18 protein-coding genes are annotated in these 19,334 nt (G+C 69.3%); 11 read left to right on the top strand and 7 right to left on the bottom strand.

The features are described from left to right. The first annotated feature begins 131 nt into the window (after positions 1-131). From hemE to hemQ, 3 genes are read left to right on the top strand one after another with little or no spacing between them, the layout of a single operon-like run. Complete coding sequence (gene hemE / locus AC0VYB_RS11135; RefSeq protein ID WP_063250160.1) at positions 132-1,187, top strand: uroporphyrinogen decarboxylase; 1,056 nt, start codon at positions 132-134, stop codon at positions 1,185-1,187. Further along, on the top strand, positions 1,184-2,608 hold the full coding sequence (gene hemG, locus AC0VYB_RS11130) for a protoporphyrinogen oxidase (protein WP_475384699.1): 1,425 nt from the start codon (positions 1,184-1,186) through the stop codon (positions 2,606-2,608). The genes hemE and hemG overlap by 4 nt, the downstream gene beginning before the upstream one ends. After that, positions 2,605-3,315, top strand: a complete 711-nt coding sequence (gene hemQ, locus AC0VYB_RS11125) for a hydrogen peroxide-dependent heme synthase (RefSeq protein WP_009377031.1) — start codon at positions 2,605-2,607, stop codon at positions 3,313-3,315. Before hemG ends, hemQ begins: the two co-directional genes overlap by 4 nt. A 133-nt stretch (positions 3,316-3,448) precedes the next feature. Here the strand turns inward: hemQ and AC0VYB_RS11120 are convergent, their stop codons facing one another. Next, positions 3,449-3,664 (bottom strand): hypothetical protein, encoded by a 216-nt coding sequence (locus AC0VYB_RS11120; RefSeq protein WP_009377033.1) that lies wholly within the window; start codon positions 3,662-3,664, stop codon positions 3,449-3,451. 114 nt (positions 3,665-3,778) lie between these two features. Here AC0VYB_RS11120 and AC0VYB_RS11115 point away from each other — a divergent pair, with 114 nt between their 5' ends. Continuing rightward, entirely contained in the window at positions 3,779-4,243 is a 465-nt protein-coding gene (locus AC0VYB_RS11115) for a MarR family winged helix-turn-helix transcriptional regulator (RefSeq protein ID WP_009377035.1), read from the top strand. 45 nt (positions 4,244-4,288) lie between these two features. Here AC0VYB_RS11115 and AC0VYB_RS11110 read toward each other — a convergent pair whose 3' ends face one another. Next, a complete protein-coding gene (locus AC0VYB_RS11110) occupies positions 4,289-4,825 on the bottom strand; it encodes a GNAT family N-acetyltransferase (RefSeq protein WP_475384698.1) in 537 nt (178 codons plus the stop codon). After that, entirely contained in the window at positions 4,826-5,245 is a 420-nt protein-coding gene (gene msrB / locus AC0VYB_RS11105; RefSeq protein ID WP_063250188.1) for a peptide-methionine (R)-S-oxide reductase MsrB, read from the bottom strand. A gap of 141 nt (positions 5,246-5,386) precedes the next feature. Between msrB and AC0VYB_RS11100 the strand changes: the two genes are divergently transcribed. Then, positions 5,387-6,586 carry an alpha/beta hydrolase family protein gene (locus tag AC0VYB_RS11100; protein WP_197931818.1) on the top strand — a complete coding sequence of 400 codons (1,200 nt, stop codon included), beginning with the start codon at positions 5,387-5,389 and terminating at the stop codon, positions 6,584-6,586. Positions 6,587-6,640: 54 nt separating this feature from the next. Here AC0VYB_RS11100 and AC0VYB_RS11095 read toward each other — a convergent pair whose 3' ends face one another. Continuing rightward, positions 6,641-9,301, bottom strand: a complete 2,661-nt coding sequence (locus tag AC0VYB_RS11095; protein ID WP_475384697.1) for a penicillin acylase family protein — start codon at positions 9,299-9,301, stop codon at positions 6,641-6,643. A gap of 38 nt (positions 9,302-9,339) precedes the next feature. Then, complete coding sequence (locus tag AC0VYB_RS11090; RefSeq protein ID WP_009377045.1) at positions 9,340-10,221, bottom strand: DUF817 domain-containing protein; 882 nt, start codon at positions 10,219-10,221, stop codon at positions 9,340-9,342. Positions 10,222-10,378: 157 nt separating this feature from the next. Here AC0VYB_RS11090 and AC0VYB_RS11085 point away from each other — a divergent pair, with 157 nt between their 5' ends. Together AC0VYB_RS11085 and AC0VYB_RS11080 are read left to right on the top strand one after the other, a co-directional pair. Continuing rightward, positions 10,379-12,136 (top strand): N-acetylmuramoyl-L-alanine amidase, encoded by a 1,758-nt coding sequence (locus AC0VYB_RS11085; protein WP_475384696.1) that lies wholly within the window; start codon positions 10,379-10,381, stop codon positions 12,134-12,136. Between the two features lie 59 nt (positions 12,137-12,195). Next, on the top strand, positions 12,196-12,867 hold the full coding sequence (locus AC0VYB_RS11080) for a Rossmann-fold NAD(P)-binding domain-containing protein (protein ID WP_131247789.1): 672 nt from the start codon (positions 12,196-12,198) through the stop codon (positions 12,865-12,867). Here the strand turns inward: AC0VYB_RS11080 and AC0VYB_RS11075 are convergent. Both AC0VYB_RS11075 and AC0VYB_RS11070 read right to left on the bottom strand, forming a co-directional pair. Beyond that, positions 12,830-13,393: a hypothetical protein gene (locus AC0VYB_RS11075; RefSeq protein ID WP_119296331.1), complete on the bottom strand. Its 564-nt coding sequence runs from the start codon at positions 13,391-13,393 to the stop codon at positions 12,830-12,832. The genes AC0VYB_RS11080 and AC0VYB_RS11075 overlap by 38 nt on opposite strands. Beyond that, positions 13,393-14,172, bottom strand: coding sequence for a L,D-transpeptidase family protein (locus AC0VYB_RS11070; protein ID WP_119296193.1), 780 nt, complete (start codon positions 14,170-14,172; stop codon positions 13,393-13,395). The genes AC0VYB_RS11075 and AC0VYB_RS11070 overlap by 1 nt, the downstream gene beginning before the upstream one ends. 61 nt (positions 14,173-14,233) lie before the next feature. On the opposite strand from AC0VYB_RS11070, the gene AC0VYB_RS11065 reads away from it, so the two are divergent. The 4 genes from AC0VYB_RS11065 (at position 14,234) to AC0VYB_RS11050 (ending at position 19,035) form a co-directional block, all read left to right on the top strand. Beyond that, positions 14,234-15,412 (top strand): DUF6636 domain-containing protein, encoded by a 1,179-nt coding sequence (locus tag AC0VYB_RS11065; protein WP_131247787.1) that lies wholly within the window; start codon positions 14,234-14,236, stop codon positions 15,410-15,412. Between the two features lie 283 nt (positions 15,413-15,695). Beyond that, the gene (gene leuA, locus AC0VYB_RS11060) at positions 15,696-17,459 is read left to right on the top strand and encodes a 2-isopropylmalate synthase (protein WP_119296195.1); all 1,764 of its coding nucleotides are present in this window, start codon (positions 15,696-15,698) and stop codon (positions 17,457-17,459) included. A 65-nt stretch (positions 17,460-17,524) separates the two neighbouring features. Continuing rightward, the gene (recO, locus tag AC0VYB_RS11055; RefSeq protein ID WP_009377063.1) at positions 17,525-18,253 is read left to right on the top strand and encodes a DNA repair protein RecO; all 729 of its coding nucleotides are present in this window, start codon (positions 17,525-17,527) and stop codon (positions 18,251-18,253) included. Next, on the top strand, positions 18,250-19,035 hold the full coding sequence (locus AC0VYB_RS11050) for an isoprenyl transferase (protein ID WP_119296196.1): 786 nt from the start codon (positions 18,250-18,252) through the stop codon (positions 19,033-19,035). Before recO ends, AC0VYB_RS11050 begins: the two co-directional genes overlap by 4 nt. Positions 19,036-19,334: the final 299 nt, after the last annotated feature.

The following is a 19,334-nucleotide window of genomic DNA, read 5'->3' as shown; positions in this document are numbered from 1 at the left end:
AGAATCGCTTCCCACCGACGGAACCTGCCCGCTCAAGGTCCGGGTCCCGCAGCTGATCCGGGCGCAAGACGCAGCGTCTTGAAACCGTGCGCGGTTGGGCGGCGGGGGCTCTGGAATGGGAGGATGGGCTCATGACTTCAACTTTGCTGCCTGCTCTGCGGGGAGAGCCGATCGATCACACCCCCGTGTGGTTCATGAGGCAGGCCGGTCGCTCCCTGCCCGAGTACCGCAGACTGCGCGAGGGCACCTCGATGCTCGACTCCTGCCGGGACCCCGAACTCGTCACCGAGATCACCCTCCAGCCCGTGCGCCGTCACGGAGTCGACGCCGCGATCTTCTTCTCCGACATCGTCGTCCCCCTCCAGGCGGCCGGTGTCGAGGTCGAGATCGTCGCCGGCCGCGGACCGGTGCTTGCCGCACCGATCCGCACCCGCGCCGACGTCGAGGCCCTGCCCGAGCTCGAACCCGACCAGATTCCCGACATCGCCGAATCGATCGGGCGCATCACCGCCGAACTCGGCACCGACACCCCGCTCATCGGCTTCGCCGGGGCCCCGTTCACCCTGGCGAGCTACCTCATCGAAGGCGGACCGAGCAAGAACCACGAGAAGACGAAGTCGCTCATGGTCGCCGACCCCGAGACCTTCTCCCTCCTCCTGTCCAAGCTCGCGCGCATCTCCGCGACGTTCATCGATGTGCAGCTCTCCGCCGGCGCGTCGGCGTTCCAGCTCTTCGACTCGTGGGCCGGCTACCTCAACCGCCGCGACTACGACGACCACGTCCTCGAGCACTCGACCGCGGTCTTCGACGCACTCGCCGGCCATGACGTGCCGAGCATCCACTTCGGCGTCCAGACCGGGGAGCTGCTCGGTTCGATGTCCCGGGCCGGGTCGACCGCGATGGGCGTCGACTTCCGCGTCGCACTCACCGACGCCGCCACCCGCATCCAGCCCGGGCAGGCCCTCCAGGGCAACCTCGACCCGGCGCTGCTCTTCGCCCCGTGGGAGGCGCTGGCCCCGCGCATCGGTGAGATCGTCCGCGCCGGGCTCAGCCACGACGCCGGCTTCGTCTTCAACCTCGGCCACGGTGTCCTGCCCGACACCGACCCCGAGGTGCCGGGCCGCGTCGTCGCTGAGGTCCATCGGGTGTCCGCGGAGATCCTCGGGGAGGCGGCGGCGACCCGATGAGCCGGATCACGATCGTCGGCGGCGGGATCTCCGGTCTTGCCGCCGCTCACCGCCTCGCGTCCGAGCACGAGGTCATCGTGCTCGAGGCTGCCGACCGCCTCGGCGGCTGCCTCGACTCGACGACCCTGTCGGGAACGGTGGCTGAGGGGATCGATCTCGGCGCCGAGGCGAGCCTCCACCGCCGCCCCGAGACGCGCGAGCTCATCGCCGAACTCGGACTCGACCCGGTCCACCCCTCGCGGGAGCACGGTTCGCAGGTGCTCAGTCGAGGAGGGCTGCGGCCGATCCCGCGCGAGACGATCATGGGCGTGCCCGCCGACCCGGACACCGTGGCAGGTCTGCTCGGGCCCGAGGCGACCGCGAGGGTGGCCGCCGAGGAGGTCACGGCCCCGATCGCGGGCACGGACACCTCGGTGGGGGAGTTCCTCGCCGCCCGCCTCGGCGACGACCTCGTCGACACGCTCGTCGACCCCCTCCTCGCCGGCGTCTACGCCGGGCGCTGCCGCGACCTCTCGCTCGCCGCGACCGTCCCGGCCCTCCTCCCCGCCGCCCTGGACGGAACCTCCGTCCTCGACCGGGCGGCCACCCTGCTCGCCGCCCGCGCAGAGACCGCACACACCGATCCCGGCGGAGAACCCGCACCCGTCTTCCTCAGCCTCCCCGGAGGCATCGGAGCCCTCATCCCCGCCCTCGCCGAGGCGATCACTGCAGCCGGAGGAGAGATCCGCACCGGCTCCCCGGTGACCGGCCTGAGCCGGGCCGGGAGCGGCTGGAGCGTCGCGACCCCCGACGGCGCGATCGAGTCCGACGCGGTCATCCTCGCCACCCCCGCCTATGTCACCGCCGATCTCCTCGCCGAGGCGGCCCCGGGTCCCGCGACGACCCTGGCGGCCGTGCCCTACGCCTCGACCGCGCTCGTCCTCGCCCTCGTCGACCTCGGCGACGACGATCTCGAAGGGACCGGGTTCCTCGTCCCACCCACCGCGGACGCCTTCATCAAAGCCTCGACGTTCGCGTCGAACAAATGGCCGTGGATGCGGCGACGGATCCCCGCCGGCACCGCGCTCGTGCGGATGAGCGTGGGACGCTTCGGCGACGCGCCCGGCACCTGGCAGGACCTCGACGACGCCGAGCTCACTGCCCGCGCCTTCGCCGACTGGCAGGCCATCACCGGACGCAGCGGCGACCGGATCCTCACCGCAGAGGTCAGGCGCTGGGACCGGGCGCTGCCGCAGTACGTGCCCGGCCACCTCGACGCCGTCGACGACCTCGATGAGGAGCTCGCGGGCATCGAGGGACTCGAACTCGTCGGATCCGCCTACTCGGGTGTGGGCATCCCCGCCTGCATCGGACGTGCCCACACCGTCGCGGACCGACTGATGACCACTGACAGTCCAGATGAGACGAAGGAGAAGCAATGAGCGACTACACCCAGCCCACCGAGGAGCAGATCGAACGCGCCAACCAGGAGACCCGCTACATCGCGTACTCGGTCTTCGCCGCTGCCGCCGAACTCGGCGACGCTGACCGCGCCGAGCTCGCCACCGAGCTCGACGAGGCGCTCGCCCCGCTGCGGGAGAAGGGTCTCGTCGTCCGCGGCATCTATGACGTCTCCGCCCTGCGCGCCGACGCCGACGTGATGTTCTGGTACCACGCGCCGACGATCGAACTCGTCCAGGCCGCGTACTCCGCGATCCGCAGGACCCTGCTCGGGGGAGTCCTCGAACCCGTGTGGTCGGTCGTCGGCCTCCACCGCCCCGCCGAGTTCAACAAGGCTCACCTGCCTGCGCTGCTCACCGACGACGAGCCCGGCTCCTACATCTGCGTGTACCCGTTCGTCCGCTCCTACGACTGGTACGTCCTTGACCCGGAGGAGCGCTCGACGATGCTGCGCGACCACGGCATCGCCGCCGCCCCGTACAAGGACATCAAGGCGAACACGATCTCCGCGTTCGCACTCGGCGACTACGAATGGCTGCTCGCCTTCGAGGCCGAGGAGCTCCACCGCATCGTCGACCTCATGCGCGATCTGCGCAACACGCAGGCCCGCCTGCACGTGCGCGAGGAGATCCCGTTCTACACGGGCCCGCGCCGCGAGCTCGTCGACATCATCTCCGACTGGCGCTGAGCGCTCCGCCGCCGTGGCATCGACCCACGGCGGCGGACCCGCCGGCCGCCGCCGGCAGAGACGACGAGGGGGCCGACGCCATCATGGCGTCGGCCCCCTTCGGTTCGCTGCTGCGCTTCAGATCAGTACGCTCTCACTCGCCAGGCGATTCGCGCCTGACGACGTAGGAGTGTCCGGCGGCATCCGTGCGCATCTCGAGTCCGAGCGCCTCGAGCTGTTCGGTGCTGCGGTTCGCGTCTTCGAAGTAGCCTCCGGGGCGTGTGCCGTCGACCTGGGCGGGGCCGACGATCCTGCGGAAGAATTGGTTGAGCCACTTCACGCGGCGCTGGGGATCGTGGTTCTCAGTCATGGGGGCAGTCCTCCTCGGGCTCTCCGACCGGGTGGATCCCGGTGTGCACGGACGCTCCGACATTTCAATAGTACACTTAATGTTAGTGCACTAACTAATTGAAGGAACGACACGATGACCGACCATGACCCACTCGATCTCGAAAGCCAGATCTGCTTCGCCCTCGCGGTGGCCTCGCGCAGCGTCATCGGCGCGTACCGCTCGGTGCTCGACCCGCTCCACCTCACCCATCCGCAGTACCTCGTCATGCTCGCGCTCTGGCAGCACGGACGCCTGCCGGTGCGCCGGATCGCGGAGATGCTCCGGCTCGAACCGGCGACCGTGTCGCCGCTCGTCAAACGCCTCGAGGCCCTCGACTACGTCACCCGCACCCGCAGCGCCGCCGACGAGCGCATCGTCGAGGTCGACCTCACGCCGACCGGGGCCGCGCTGCGCACGGAGGCGGAGGCGATCCCCCCGGCGATGATGGAGAAGCTCGGCATGGACGAAGCCGGTCTGCGCGCGCTCCACGCGACGATGACCGACCTCATCGCTGCCGTCGACGCCTCGAACGCCGCCGAGGAGAAGGCCGCCGGGTGACGAACGCTGCCCCGGTGACAGGCGGGGACGCCGACGCGGTCGGACTCACAGCGTCCCGGCGGCATCGCCGACGAGTGCGGAGGCCGGGCGCGACATCGGCGTGTGCTCGATCCCGTCCTCGTCGAAGCGGGGACCGTTGGGGGAGAAGCCGAAACCTGAGTAGAAGCGCTCGAGGTGCGACTGGGCGTTGAGGGTGAGCGGCTCGCCGGGGAAGGCCTCGACGAGGTCGGCGACGAGCCGCCTGCCCCAGCCTCCGCCGCGGACGGCCGGGTCGGTGACGACGCGGCCGATGCTGCGCGCCCCGGGTTCCGCCGCCAGACCGTCGGCGAAGTCGGGTGGGAGCACCCGCGCGTAGGCGAGCGGCATGAGGCTCTTCCCGAGCTCCGCACCGTGCGTATCGGCCATCGTCCGCCCCTGTCCCGGGAAGAACGCATGCAGCGTGCCCTCGAGGGTGTCGACGCCGTCGAGATCGAGGAACACGCAGTCCTGTTCGACGACGAAGACCTGCGAGCGCAGCTGGAGGATGCCGTAGAGCTCGGTCGTCGTCAGCTCCGCGAAGCGCTTGAGCACGAGATCGGACATTCAGGCGTCCTCGTTGAGCCGCAGCGAGATCGAGTTGATGCAGTAGCGCTGGTCGGTCGGGGTGTCGTATCCCTCACCCTCGAAGACGTGGCCGAGGTGCGAGTCGCAGTTCGCGCAGCGGACCTCGATGCGCTCCATGCCCATCGACGTGTCGCGGATGTAGCGGACGCGGTCCTCGGCGAGCGGGGCGTAGAAGGAGGGCCAGCCGCAGTGGGAGGCGAACTTCGTGTCCGAGGGGAAGAGGTCGGCGCCGCACGCCCGACACTGGTACATCCCCGCCGTCGTCGTGTCGACGTACTCGCCGGTGAAGGGCCTCTCCGTGCCGCCCTGTCGGAGGACGGCGAACTCCTCGGGGCTGAGCACGTCCTGCCAGCGGACCTCCTCGCCGTCTGCTGCGGTGCGGGCGTTCGTCTCACTCATTATGACCTCCGGTCTCTCTCGTGCGGGACTGGTCGCATCCATCATCCCAGCCGCAGGGTGGTCCTGACAGACCCTCCCACCAGCTCAACAGCGTTTGGAGAGATCTCATTCCGTGGGAGAGAATGAGATCAGGAGGTTCACATGGTCCGCGACTCACAGTTCCCGACGCGTCTGCTGCTCGCCGCCGTCGGCGTCGGTGCCGGTGTCGGCGCCGTGATCTCGGTGGCGTCGTCGGGACTCGCCGCGTACTTCGCCCGCCGTATCGTCGTTCCCGAGAACGCACCCGAAGAGCTCGACATCCTCCACATCGACGGCTTCTCCCCGAACATGCGCATCCACCTGCCCGCCGATGAGGAGACGACGGTCCCGGGCACGTACGGTCTCTACTTCAGCCAGGGCGCCGGTCATGCCGTCATCGGCGACATCGTCGAATACGACCCCAGGTCCCAGACGGTGTCCCGGGAGATCCTCTCCGTGACCAAGGGCGACATCCGCCGGGCTCGCCACGGTCGGTGGACCGGCGTGGTCTACCCCGACCCGCTGGCAGCGGGCGTGAAGTTCGAGGACATCGAACTCGAATCCGACGCCGGAGTTCTGCCCGCGTGGTACCTGCCCACCGATCACCCCGAGCCCTCGGACACCTGGGCGATCCTCATCCACGGCCGGGCGAGAACCCGCGCCGAGGGCCTGCGTGCCGCCCCCGTCCTCAATACTCTCGGCGTCCCGGCGATCGCCATGTCCTACCGCAACGACGCCGAGGTGCGGGTCGAGTCCTCGTCCCGCTACGGCCTCGGCGACACCGAATGGATCGACGTCGACGCCGCGATCGACTATGCCCTCGCGCACGGCGCGCGCAACGTCGTCCTCTTCGGCTGGTCGATGGGAGGGGCGATCGCCTTCCAGGCCGCTTCCCGCGGACGCAACCGCGAGCACGTCGCCGCCCTCGTCCTCGACGGGCCCGTCGTCGACTGGATCAACGTCCTCGACGGGCAGGCACGGAAGAACATGCTGCCCACCCCGGTCGCGAAGCTCACGCTCGAGATGATCACCCAGCCGTGGGCGCGCCCGATCACCGGGCTCGAGACGCCCCTCGACCTCAGCCGGATGGACTGGGTGACGCGGGCGGCGGAACTCGATGTTCCCGTGCTCCTCATCCACTCCGACGACGACGAGTTCGTCCCCTCCTCACCGTCCCATGCGCTCGCCTCCGTCCGGCGCGACCTCGTGACGATGCCGGCCTATGAGAGAGCCCGACACACGAAGGAATGGAACATCGACCCCGTCCGCTGGGAGGACGATGTCGCGAACTTCCTCGAGACGAAGGTGCTCCCGCACGACTGAGGCGCGACTGCACGACTGAGCCCCGCCTCGGCGCGGGATCACGGATCCACCCGATCACGGTGTGAGGACGAGCGTGTCGACGGTGCTCTCCCGCACGGCCTGCGGCGAATACGCCCACGGGCGGGTCCGATTCGCCGCCCAGTCCTCGGTCTGGTCGGCATAGTTCGGATGGAACGCGTGCCCCGAGGCACCGGTGAGGTTGATCCAGCGGGAGTCGTCGAAATCGGCGAGGTCGATGATCTGGCGCATCGAGGGCACCCAGTTCGTCGCGAAGCCCTCGGAGGCGTCCCAGCCGGTGGCATTGACGACTCCCGAGCCGCCCGAGACCTCGTAGGGTCCGCGGTTGAAGAGCCGCTCGACCGCGGTGATCCCGGATTCGCCGAGGCTCGCGTTGCGGATCGTCAGCTCGTGCAGGGTGCCCCACCGCCATGTCACCGGCTCCGGGCCGAGGAGGTCCTCCGTCCGGTTCCACGCGGAGCCGAGCGCCCGGGCGAGGGCCTCGTCGCGGTTCTCGACCTCGCCCTCCTGCCACCACGGGGAGTCGGGTTGGGTGAGGAGGTTGTCGATGACGAGGTACCAGTGGCTGCCGCCGCTCGGGCGCACCCCTTTGGGCAGCTTCGGGGCGAACACCTCGTCGAGGACGGTGGAGACGACGACGTTGAAGTACGCCGCACCGGCGCTGTTCGCCGCGTCGCGTCCGTCCCACGTCCGCAGCAGCTCCTGACCCGCCTCGATGTCGGCATCCCCCTGGGCGTCGACGGCAAGGAGGCGGGGCAGGAGCGTGTCGGCCATGGGATTGAGGTCGTCGCCCTGGATGCGGGAGAAGTCGTCAGCGGTGACGGGACCGGCGGCGATCGCCTCGGTGAGCAGATCGGTGATCCGCTCGGCCCGGTCGCCTCTGTCGAAGTCGCCGGACAGCCGCACGGACTGCCCGGGAAGCGTGACGGGGTTGTTCGCGGTGACGATCCAGCCGCGTTCGGGGTTGAACAGGGACGGCAGCTCATCGAAGCCGATCCACCCCTGCCAGTCCTGGGCGGACTCCCAGCCCTGGCGGGGCATCATTCCGTCGGCCGTGCCGCGGCGGGGGATCTTCCCGGGCGCCTGGTAGCCGATGTTGCCCTCGGTGTCGGCGTAGACGAGGTTCTGGGAGGGGACGTCGAAGAGCTCGGCGGCGTCACGGAACTCCTCCCAGTTCGTCGCCCTGTTGAGCGCGAAGATCGCCGTGGCCGTGCGCCCGGGCTGCAGGGCCGTCCATTCGAGGGCGAGCCGGTAGCGCACTCCGCCCAATCCCTCCGTGGCGGACTTCTCCCCGGTCGTCGTGTCGAGGACGCGACGGTAGGTCTTGTCGAGGTCGGAGACGATCAGTCCGTGCTTCGTCTCCCACACCGTCATCGTCCGCGGCTCCTCCTTGGCGATCTCGATCGTCTCCTGCCGAGTCTCGACCCTCTCATCGCCTGCGTCGGAGAGGACGTCGGCGTCCCGGATCTTCTCGACGACGAGGTCGGTGACGTCGGGGCCGAGGTTCGTCATCCCCCACGCGATGGACTGGTTGTGGCCGATGACGACCCCGGGCATGCCGGAGAAGGAGAAGCCGGAGACGTCGAAGGGGCATGCGGGGGAGACCGTGCGACAGCGCAGACCCACCTGATACCAGACCGAGGGCATCGCCGGCGACAGGTGCGGGTCGTTGGCCAACAGCGGGGCCCCGGTGGCCGTGAGCTCCCCGGAGACGACCCACGAGTTCGACCCGAGGTCGTGGCTGCTCATCCCCAGCAGCGCCGGTAGCCTGCGGATCTGCTCGTCGAGTTCGGTGAGGTCGCCCGGCAGGGCGTCCTCCGGCCGGGGGTCGGTGACGGTGCCTCCGGCGTTCGGGTCGTCCCCCGCCGAGGCGGTTCCCGATGTCGAGGGGTCCGCCGAGGCGGTTCCTGGTTCCGCCGCCGGCTCGGCCTCCGGGGTGCCCCCGACGATCGTCGGGCGGTCGTCATAGGGGTAGTCGGGGTAGATGTCGGCCATCTGCGACTCGTCAAGGGACCCCGCGGAGATCGCGCGATCGATCTCGTCCTCGAGGTTCGAGCGCAGGTCCCATGCCATCGCCTTGAGCCAGGCGACGCTGTCGGCCGGCGTCCACTCCTCGATCGTCACCGGCCCCGTCTGGAGGCCGAGGATGCCGTACTCGAGGGACACCTCGGTGGGGGAGCGGTCGGCGAGGAAGGCGTTGACCCCGTCGGCGTAGGCCTGGTAGTAGGAGAGCGTCGTCGCGTCGAGGCGGGCGACCTCCTCCTCGGCGACCCTCCGCCAGCCCAGCGTGCGGATGAACGCGTCCGTGCGGTACTGGGAGGCGCCGAAGAGCTCGGAGAGACGGCCTGCGGTGACATGCCGACGGAAGTCCATCTCCCAGAACCGGTCCTGGGCGTGGACGAACCCCTGGGCGAGGAAGAGGTCGCGGGCCGTGTCCGCTTCGATGCGGGGGATGCCGGAGGCATCGCGGGTGACGACGACCTGGGAGTCGAGGCCGGGGATGCTCAGCGTTCCGTCGGTGGTGGGGAAGGAGCGGCGGACGACGCCGATGCCGAGGAGGACGGCGATGAGAAGGAGGACGACGAGGGCCGCGACGACGCGGAGGACGGCCTTCATGCTCAGGGACAGGTGGGTCCCGTCGGGCGGGCGCATGGCGGATTCCAGCGGGCTCGGCACGTCAGCATCCGCGGCAGCCATGGGTCTCCTTCGACGGCGTCACCTCAGAGTATAGGTGCTCACCGGCGGGAACGGGCGGGATCGACGCCGGCCGACGGGTCCTCCGGGGGCCGCGGCGGGTAGACGAAGGTGACGAGGACGACGGAGATCATCATGAGCAGGAACCACGCGACGAGCTTCGTCACGGGCACGAGCTCCCAGCCGCCGGCCTGGGACGGGTAGAGCCAGGCTCCCGCGGCCGTGCCGATGTTCTCCGCGATCCAGATGAAGAAGGCGACGAGGACGAAGGCGAGGAGGATCGGCATGCGCAGGGTGCGGGTGTGGACGCGGAAGTGCATCGTGCAGCGGAAGTAGACGATGACCGTGGCCGCGACGAGGACGAGACGGATGTCGGGCAGCCAATGGTGGGTGAAGAAGTTGAGGTAGATGGCAGCGGCGATGATCGCGGTGATCCACCTCGGCGGGTAATGGCTGAAGCGGAGGTCGAAGAGGCGGTAGACGCGGACGATGTAGGACCCGACGGCGGCGTACATGAATCCCGTGAACAGGGGGACCGCGCCGATGTGGAGGACGCCGCCGGGGGCGTAGTTCCACGACCCGACGGCGGTCTTGAAGATCTCCATCCCCGTGCCGACGATGTGGAAGACGACGATGACGAGGAACTCCCGACCCGTCTCGAGGCGGAAGGCGAGCATGCCGATCTGGATGAGCACGGCGATGATGACGAGAAGGTCGTTGCGGTCGAGCGCCGCCCCGTCGGGATACCACCACGCCGTGGCGACGATGGCCGCGAGCATGAGCGCCCCGAACAGGCACGCCCACGCCTGCTTGATCCCGAAGACGAGGAACTCCCGGACTCCGGTGGGCACCCGGGTCAGCCAGCGGTTGGCGAAGCGATCGAGGAGGAGTTCGAGCCGCGTGAGCTCGCGGTCAGAGGTCATCGGGGTCCTTCGGCGATCGGTCGGAGGCCTCAAGACTACCGTCATCGTTCCAGGCCAGAGGTGCGCCTCGGCGGGACTCCCGGCACAGTGAGGTTCTTCACAAGCTGCTCACAGCTCGGGTAGCATTGCAGATGTCACCGACCTGCGAGGAAGCATCATGCGCACACGAGCGCTGTCACTGACCATCTCCGCCGCCACTGCACTCGCCCTCACCGCCTCCCTCGGCACGACCGCGCTCGCCGCCGAACTCGGCAGCCCCGAGGACACACCGGGAACCTCCGCACCCGCGACGACCCCCGATCCCACCGAGAGCTCCGATCCGACGGATCCACCGGCGACCGATTCCGGCTCTGGTTCAGGCGCCGCCTCGGACCCACCGACGACGAAGGACCTCGGCGACACCGCGATCGCCACGCATTCGGCCCGTGCCGGCGCTGTCACGGGCATCGACCTCGACGCCGACGAGGTGACCATCCTCGGTGCGACGTGGAACGGCGACGACCCGGGCCTCGAGATCCGCTACAAGCAGTCCGGGACATGGTCGGACTGGGAGGAGCTTCGCGTCGAGGACGAAGGCGGGCCGGACGACGGCTCGGCCGAGGCGCAGCAGGCGGCAGCGGTCTCCGGTGAGTCCGAGGCCGTGCCCGTCCTCGACTCCTCGAGAGTCGAGGTGCGCAGCGTCGACGGTTCGGCCGCGACCACGGACCTCGAGATCACGACGGTCTCGACCCCGGTCACCGTTGCGGATGAGGCGATCGACCCGCCGCCGGCCCCGGACCCGACACAGGGACTGTCCCCGCAGATCTACGACCAAGGACTCAAGGCGAACATCGTCACCCGCAAGGAGTGGGGCGCGGATGAGAGCCTCGTGCGCTGCCAGTCGGACCAGACGTCGAGCGCGAAGGGCGTCTTCCTCCACCACACGGCCGGGTCGAATTCGTACACGCAGGCCCAGGCACCGGGCATCATCCGCGGCTACCTCACGTTCCACACGCAGTCCCGGGGCTGGTGCGACATCGGCTACAACTTCCTCGTCGACCGGTTCGGCACGATCTACGAAGGCCGTGCCGGCAGCATCGACAAGGCGATCACCGGGGCACACGCCTCGGGCTTCAACTCGGGGACGATCGGGGTGGCCGTCCTCGGGACGTACAGCGGATCGGCCCCGAGCTCGGCCGCCCAGCGCGCCGTCGAACGGGTCGTCGCGTGGAAGGCGAACATGTTCGCGTTCTCACCGACAGGGTCGATGACGCTCACCTCCGGCGGCGGGAGCACCTCGAAGTATCCGGAGGGGAAGTCGGTCACGCTCAAGACCGTCTCCGGCCACCGGGACACGAGCTATACGGACTGCCCGGGCACGGCGTTCTACAACCGGCTCGGGTCGATCCGCACCGCGGCGGCGAACCTCCAGTCCTCGCTCGGCTACGTCACCAAGGGGGCGATCGGCGTGTACTACCGTGCGCATCGGGCGCAGACCGGGGAGCCGACGGGCACCGAGAGGTCGCTGTCGAATCCCGACGGCGCCTACCAGCACTTCACGAAGGGCACGGTCTACTGGTCGAGCGCGAGCGGGGCGCACCTCAACAAGGGCGGAATCAGGACCGCGTACGGCGCGATCGGCTACGAGAAGGGCAGGCTCGGGTTCCCCACGAGCGACGAAGTGACCTTCAAGTACCGCTCGAACGCGGTCTACCAGAACTTCGCGGGCGGCATCATCACGTACTCGTCGACGACGAAGGGCCAGCCGCTCAGCGGCGGTTTCCTCGGCAAGTGGAAGTCGCTCGGCTGGGAGCGCAGCAGCCTCGGCCTGCCGACGAGCGGCGAGTACACCTCGAACGGCAAGACCCGACAGAACTTCGAGAAGGGATACATGACGTACACGGCGAGCGAGGGCGTCAAGGTCTTCGCCGGGTGAGCATCCTGTCAGAGGCGAGGCAGGGTCCGCCGGGGGAGCCCGCCCCCTAGACTGGGCTGATGCGCATCCTTCTCTTCGGCGCCTCCGGCTGGGTGGGCTCCCGCCTGGCCCGACGCCTGTCCGGCGACCATGACGTCGTCGGCGTCGTCCGCACTCCGCCGACCGCCTCGGCGGACTTCACCCCACTCGTCGTCCCCGACTGGGTCGAGCGACCGCACGCCGTCACGGAGGCGCTCGCCGAGGTGGGACTGAGCATCGACGCGCAGATCGCTGCGGTCGGCGGCTGGTACGTCGACGGGCCGATGCTCGGCCGCGGCATCGACGCCTTCGACGCCGACTTCGACTCGTACCTGCGCGCGCACTTCTCCGCGTGCGCGGTCGCCGCAGACCTCGGGGTGGGCACCCACCTCGCGTTCAACGGCGTCGCGAGCATCGAGGCCTGCGTGGGCTCGGGGGCGATCAGCGTCTTCGGGGCCGCCCAGCAGATGCTCATCCGCGTCGCCGACGCCGAGTCCCCGTCCGTGCGGTTCCGGGAGCTCACCATCCTCGCTCCGCTCCACGGTGATGAGCGCAACGACACCGAGTGCGGGGTCGAGACGATCGGCATCGACGTCGTCGTCGGCGCCGCCGAGCGCATCCTCATTGCAGGCACGGACGAGGTCATCACCCACCTCGCCCCGACCGACGCGCTGCTCACTGAGGAGGGGGCTTCGCCTTCGCATAGCGGATGACGACCTGATCGTCGAGCTGCTCGATCCCACGCACGTGCAGGGGGATGTCGGCCTCGAGCCCCGAGAAGTGGGTGAGACCGTCCCGGAGGTAGCGCGGCGAGATGCTCAGATGCAGCTCCGTGTGCGGATAGTGCTCGAGGATCCGATAGGCGAGGTTGGGCCCGGATTCGCACATGATCTCGTCGCTGTCCGACGCGAGCCCGGCGACCACCTCGGCGAGGGAGTTCGGGGTGAAGCCCACGGCACGGTAGTCGAGTCCCCGATCGGCGAGCTGCCGGGCGAGCTCAGCGGGGTCGGACTCCGTGAGGACGTGGACGGGGGTGTGTTCGAGGGCTTTGCCGGGGGCGTTGATCATCGGCAGCCGGGGGTTGAGCGCGGTACGGCGGTCGATGATGATCGCTCCCGCCCGCCTGCGCAGTCCGACGAAGTAGCGGAAGTCCGTCGGCGTCGAGACCCCCGTCGACCAGCCGTCGTGGGCGTAGGCGCCGTTGATCGTCTGGACGAGGGCGATGGTGATCCGGCGCATCATTCCCTCAGTTCGCTCACGGGACCCATGGCGATGCGCGGGTCCGCCTCCGGGTCGATCGTCCGCATGATCCACAGGAGGTCCTTCTCCTTGAGGGTGACGCACCCGTTCGTGCCCGAGTCGTGGTCGAGGTGGAGCCAGATGCCGCCGCCCTTCTCCTTGCCCAGGGGCCGCGTCCGGTCGGTCGGCGGAGTGCCGCGCTTGCGGTTGTAGTCGATGGCGATGATGTAGTCGAACACGCGGGAGTACTCCTCCCCGTAGGCGACGGTCGCCGAGGCGGGCAGCCCGGCATCGCGCGTGTAGCCCAGCTTCGTTCCCGGGTTCTTCCGGTATCCGCCCGCATCGGTGAGGGTGAAGACACCGCTCGGGGTCGTCTTGTCCCCTTCCCGGCGGTCGGCGAGCCAGCCGTTGGATCCGTTGTGGGTGGGGAAGGTCTTCCGCTTCGTCCACGTCTCGTCCGTGCGCTCGTAGAAGGCGAGCTCACCGCTGTCCGAGGCGGCGTCGGGGCTGCTGACGACGATGACCTGGGTCGTGCCGGCCGGGATCTGCGCCGAGGTCTCAGGGCCGAGCCCCGGGACCGTCGGTCCAGCCGCCGAGGCGGACTCCTGACCGCCGGGGTCGAGCTGGGCGGGGACGGCGAAGTCGCCGGTCCGCATCTGCTGAGCGGGAGCGGCGAGCCCCCGGTCGGTGTCGGGGGATTCCTCGGCGGGCCCGCACGAGGAGAGCACGAACGCGAGCCCGACGACGCCCGCGCACAGGCGGGTGCGAGCACTGACCATGACGCCATCCTCTCACGGGCGCGACCCGGGCGGGGTGCGTGTCTGTGAGAAAATGGCTCCCATGAGCATTCCACCTGTGCCGAACCATCCTCCGCGCCCCGGGCGCCGGAAACCGGCCGAGGAGACTCCGGATTCGATCACCACGCAGCTCTTCATCGGCCAGGACAGGCCCGCCGACGCCGACGGATCGACGCAGGCGCTGTCGGCCGAGGAGATCCAACGGCTGCGGTCGATGGTCTCCGCCGACGGCACTGAGGCCACGGAGGTCCTCAGCCTTGATGAACTCCGTCAGCTCGCCGCCGAGGGCGCAGGATCCGGGGGACCGGAGTCCGAGGAGTCCGGACCGTCCCCGAGGAAGGCGAGTGCATCCGACATCGCCGAGGCGCAGGCCGCCTCGGCGCCCCGGCAGTGGAACCCGCAGGGAACCCCGCACAATGGGGGTGCTGAAGGTCCGGGTCGCGGCGGCGAGGGCTTCGGCGCCGCGGTCCCCGGCATGGCAGCGGCCTCCGGCGCGGCAGCCGCTCCGGGGCGGGCAGGGTACGGGTTGCAGGGTCAGGGCGGCGGCACTCCCGTCCCTCCGGCAGGTGCCGGGTACGCCGCCGGCTACGGCGGTGACGGCTACGGTCCGGGGGGTCCGACGGGTCCCGGTGGCGGGGCCGGCGGCGGCGGCGGTCCGGGGGAACCCTACCGGCGCGAGCCGGACACGAAGCGCGTGCCGGCGTGGCTGTGGGTCCTCGCGGCCATCGCTCTCGTCCTCGCCCTCGGCATTGTCGGCTACATCGTGTGGGACTCGATGCAGAGCAGGGACGACGTCGCCTCTGCGCCGGTGAGTCCGAGCCCCGCCCCGAGTCTCGAACCGACCGAGGGACCTGAGACGTCGAGCCCACCGGTCGCGGTCGAGACCTTCGCCTCGCCGTCGGGCAACATCGAGTGCACGATCGACTCCGAGCGGGCTCGCTGTGTCATCAGCTCCTTCGACTACACGCCTCCGGAGCGGCCCGAGGACTGCCAGATGGAGAACTGGGGCTCGGTCGTCGTCGCCAACGGCGAAGGCGCAGGGTTCTCGTGCGTCGAGGCCCCGGAGAACGCGGGGCCGGCGCGCGTCCTCGGATACGGAGAGTCGATCTCGGCCTCGGGGATGACGTGCACGTCCGCCGAGGACGGCATGACGTGCACATCCGACTCCACCGGCGTCGGCTTCACGGTTCGCCGAGCCTCGGTCGACTTCCTCGGGGACTGAGGGCCGCCCCGGCGGCGTCGCGGACTGAGGGCCGCCCCGGCGGCGTCGCGGACTGCGGTGGTCCCGGGGACCGTCGAGCGCCTCGGCGGCAGGGGACGGTGTCGGATCACGAGCCAAGTGTCTTGAGATGTGGACAGTGCGCTCGCCCCGGCGGGTCGGCGGTCTACCGTGGAGGCGTGGCTCACAGGTTCATCCTCCTTCCGTGCCGCGACGAGTCCTGAACGGACAGCGCCCTCGTCGCGGAGTCCTCCATGCTGATCCGCACGACGAGAGATGACGAGGAATGATGAATCTGCAGCAGCCGACCCCCATGCCGTACCAGAAGTACAAGTCGTTCCAGGACCGGATCGCGCTCGACATGCGCGACCGCACTTGGCCCGACCAGGTCATCCGGAAGGCCCCGCGCTGGCTGAGCACCGACCTGCGCGACGGCAACCAGGCGCTCATCGACCCGATGACCCCCGATCGCAAGCGGAGGATGTTCGATCTCCTCGTCAAACTCGGGTTCAAGGAGATCGAGGTCGGGTTCCCCGCGGCGAGTCAGGTCGACTTCGACTTCGTCCGCTCGATCATCGACGATGATGCGATCCCCGACGACGTGCGGATCTCCGTCCTCACCCAGGCGCGCGAGGACCTCATCGAACGCACCGTCGAATCGCTCGTCGGGGCGAAGATGCCCACCGTCCACCTCTACAACGCGACCGCCCCGGTCTTCCGCAAGGTCGTCTTCGGCTTCGACGGCGACGGCTTCGACCAGACCCGCGACATCGCCCTGCAGGGGACCCAGGCGGTGATGAAGCACGCCGAGACGCTGCTCGGCGACGCGGACTTCGGCTACCAGTACTCGCCGGAGATCTTCGTCGACACCGAACCCGAGTTCGCCCTCGACATCGTCGGCTCCGTCCTCGACATGTGGCAGCCCGCCGCCGGACGCGAGACCGTCGTCAACCTGCCCGCCACCGTCGAACGCGGCACCCCGAACACATACGCCGACCAGATCGAATGGTTCTGCCGGAACATGCCCTACCGCGACGAGGTGGCCGTCTCCCTCCACCCGCACAACGACCGCGGGACCGGGGTCGCTGCGGCCGAGCTCGGCATCATGGCGGGCGCTGATCGGATCGAAGGCTGCCTGTTCGGCAACGGGGAGCGGACCGGCAACCTCGACCTCGTCACCGTCGCGCTCAACCTCTACACGCAGGGCGTCGATCCCGAACTCGACTTCTCCGACATCGACGAGGTCATCCACACGGTCACCGAATGCAACCAGATCGGCGTCCACGAACGTCACCCCTACGGCGGCGACCTCGTCTTCACCTCGTTCTCCGGTTCGCACCAGGATGCGATCAACAAGGCCTTCGCCGACCGTGAGCGCAATGCGAAGGCCGACGGGGTCCCTGTCGACCTCATGGAATGGGACATGCCCTACCTGCCCGTCGACCCGAAGGATCTCGGCCGCTCGTACGAGGCGATCATCCGCGTGAACTCGCAGTCGGGAAAAGGCGGCGTGACCTACCTGCTCAAGAGCGAGTACGGTCTCGATCTGCCGCGCCGCATGCAGGTCGAGTTCTCCAAGGCCGTCCAGCAGCACACTGAGGCCGGAGGCGAGCTCACCGCCGAGGAGATCCGGCGCATCTTCAACCACGAGTACCTGCCCAGCGACAACCCCGACCAGACCTGGGGCCGCTTCCAGATCGTGGGGCTGCGCACCGAGTCCGGGGCTGTCGACGACACGACCTCCTCCGAGCGGATCGAGGTCGACCTCATCGTCGACGGCCAGGAGCGGACGTACGAAGGCCGGGGCAAGGGCCCGATCGACGCGCTCGTGGGCGTGCTCAACGACAACTTCGACCTCGACATGCGCCTCCAGGACTACACGGAGCACGCGATCGGATCAGGAGCGGACACGACGGCTGCGGCCTACGTCGAACTCGCCATCGACGACCGGGTGCGGTGGGGTGCCGGCCTCCACCCGAACATCACGAAGGCCTCCCTCAAGGCGGTCATCTCCGCGGTCAACCGGGCGGTGCGCGACCGCGAGGAGTGAGCCGACCGGCGACACTCACAGGGCGCGGCGGGGCATTCCCTGCCGCGCTCTGCGATAATGGATCGGTGCACAGCTATCGTGATGAAGGCATCGTCCTCGCGGGCCACAAGCTCGGCGAAGCGGACCGCATCGTCACCGTCCTCACCCGCAGCCACGGACTCGTCCGCGCCGTCGCGAAGGGGGTCCGGCGCACGAAGTCGCGGTTCGGCTCCCGCCTCGAGCCGTTCATGCTCGTCGACGTCCAGTGCCACATCGGACGCAACCTCGACATCGTCACCCAGGTCGAGCTCATCGAACCCTTCGCCCGCGGCATCGGCGCGGACTTCGACGCCTATTCGGCTGCCTCGGTGATGGCGGAGACGGCCCGCAGCATCACCGAGGCCGAACCCGTCTCCCGGGCCCAGTTCCTCCTCCTCGTCTCCGCGATCCGCTCCCTGTGCAAGGGCGAGCACCCGCCGAGGCTGGCCCTCGACGCGTACCTGCTGCGGGCGATGTCGGTCGCCGGATGGGCGCCGAGTCTGCTCGACTGCGCCCAATGCGGGGCGCCGGGACCGCACCGGGCGTTCTCGGCCGCGCTCGGCGGCGCCGTGTGCTCGGCATGCCGCCCGAGCGGGGCCGCCCTGCCCGACACCGACGCGCTCGACCACCTCGCCGCCCTCCTCACCGGGGACTGGGAGAGTGCCGAAGCCTCGGACCTCCACGACCAGATCGACGGCTCCAAGCTCGTCTCGGACTGGGTGTCGTGGCACCTCGAACGCAACATCCGATCACTGTCTGTCCTGGAGCGCACGTGACCTATCCTGCCCCTCCCGCCCATCCGAGCGGGGCGAGACCTCCGCGCCTCGACCCGAAGTTCGTGCCCTCCCACGTCGCTGTCGTCATGGACGGCAACGGGCGCTGGGCCAACGAGCGCGGGCTGCCGCGCACTGAGGGCCACAAGGCGGGGGAGGCGTCCCTGCTCGACGTCATCCTCGGGGCGATCGAGATCGGCGTCGACTATCTATCGGCGTACGCGTTCTCGACGGAGAACTGGAAGCGCTCACCCGAGGAGGTCCGCTTCCTCATGGGGTTCAACCGCGACGTCATCCGCCGGCGTCGGGACGAGCTCAACGCGCTCGGGGTGCGCATTGTCTGGGCCGGCAGGCGAGGTCGCCTGTGGCGCTCGGTCATCGATGAACTCGAGACCGCGGCCGAGATGACCAAGCACAACACAGGTCTGACCCTGCAGTTCTGCGTCAACTACGGCGGTCGGTCGGAGATCGTCGACGCCGTCAATGCCATCACCGCCGAGGTGGCGGCGGGAAAGCTCAAGCCCGGGAAGGTGAGCGAGAAGACGATCCGCTCCCGCCTCTACGCGCCGCAGGTTCCCGACGTCGACCTCTTCCTCCGGTCCTCGGGCGAGCAGCGGACCTCGAACTTCCTCCTCTGGCAGTCCGCGTATGCGGAGATGGTCTTCCAGGACGTGCTCTGGCCCGACGTCGACCGGCGCACGCTGTGGGCGGCGATCGAGGAGTACGCGCGCCGCGACCGGCGCTTCGGCGGTGCCGTCGATCGGCCGGGGGAGACCGCGAGCTGAGTCACTTTCCGCCAGGACGATCGTTTTTCCGCCCGAGCGTCGCCGGTGTGAGTCACTTTTCGCCCGATCGGTCGGGGCATGCCCCGACCGATCGGGCGAAAAGTGACTCAGAGTCGAAACGTGGACATCGGGAGAGTGCTCTCTCTGCTGAGGCGGCCCCCGTCCTGGGCGGAACTTCAGCAGAAGAGGCCGTTCCGCACAGCGCGAGGGGCCCACAGCACGAATGCTGCGGGCCCCTTCTGGCTGTGTGCCGGCTCAGTACCGGGCGCCGACCCTGACGCTGAGAACACCGACTCAAT

The sequence above is a fragment of the Brevibacterium sp. Z349TD_9 genome (genome assembly GCF_056173565.1).
This window is presented reverse-complemented; position numbering and strand designations above follow the sequence as displayed.

What these genes read in the sequence shown, in the direction of transcription:
- AC0VYB_RS11110 (WP_475384698.1), bottom strand. Translation starts at nt 4,825, where the DNA reads ATGTCCGATCTCGTGCTCAAGCGCTTCGCGGAGCTGACGACGACCGAG.
- AC0VYB_RS11100 (WP_197931818.1), top strand. Translation starts at nt 5,387, where the DNA reads ATGGTCCGCGACTCACAGTTCCCGACGCGTCTGCTGCTCGCCGCCGTC.
- hemE (WP_063250160.1), top strand. Translation starts at nt 132, where the DNA reads ATGACTTCAACTTTGCTGCCTGCTCTGCGGGGAGAGCCGATCGATCAC.
- AC0VYB_RS11070 (WP_119296193.1), bottom strand. Translation starts at nt 14,172, where the DNA reads ATGGTCAGTGCTCGCACCCGCCTGTGCGCGGGCGTCGTCGGGCTCGCG.
- AC0VYB_RS11080 (WP_131247789.1), top strand. Translation starts at nt 12,196, where the DNA reads ATGCGCATCCTTCTCTTCGGCGCCTCCGGCTGGGTGGGCTCCCGCCTG.
- leuA (WP_119296195.1), top strand. Translation starts at nt 15,696, where the DNA reads ATGATGAATCTGCAGCAGCCGACCCCCATGCCGTACCAGAAGTACAAG.
- AC0VYB_RS11085 (WP_475384696.1), top strand. Translation starts at nt 10,379, where the DNA reads ATGCGCACACGAGCGCTGTCACTGACCATCTCCGCCGCCACTGCACTC.
- hemG (WP_475384699.1), top strand. Translation starts at nt 1,184, where the DNA reads ATGAGCCGGATCACGATCGTCGGCGGCGGGATCTCCGGTCTTGCCGCC.
- AC0VYB_RS11075 (WP_119296331.1), bottom strand. Translation starts at nt 13,393, where the DNA reads ATGCGCCGGATCACCATCGCCCTCGTCCAGACGATCAACGGCGCCTAC.
- msrB (WP_063250188.1), bottom strand. Translation starts at nt 5,245, where the DNA reads ATGAGTGAGACGAACGCCCGCACCGCAGCAGACGGCGAGGAGGTCCGC.
- hemQ (WP_009377031.1), top strand. Translation starts at nt 2,605, where the DNA reads ATGAGCGACTACACCCAGCCCACCGAGGAGCAGATCGAACGCGCCAAC.
- AC0VYB_RS11115 (WP_009377035.1), top strand. Translation starts at nt 3,779, where the DNA reads ATGACCGACCATGACCCACTCGATCTCGAAAGCCAGATCTGCTTCGCC.
- AC0VYB_RS11095 (WP_475384697.1), bottom strand. Translation starts at nt 9,301, where the DNA reads ATGGCTGCCGCGGATGCTGACGTGCCGAGCCCGCTGGAATCCGCCATG.
- AC0VYB_RS11090 (WP_009377045.1), bottom strand. Translation starts at nt 10,221, where the DNA reads ATGACCTCTGACCGCGAGCTCACGCGGCTCGAACTCCTCCTCGATCGC.
- AC0VYB_RS11120 (WP_009377033.1), bottom strand. Translation starts at nt 3,664, where the DNA reads ATGACTGAGAACCACGATCCCCAGCGCCGCGTGAAGTGGCTCAACCAA.
- AC0VYB_RS11065 (WP_131247787.1), top strand. Translation starts at nt 14,234, where the DNA reads ATGAGCATTCCACCTGTGCCGAACCATCCTCCGCGCCCCGGGCGCCGG.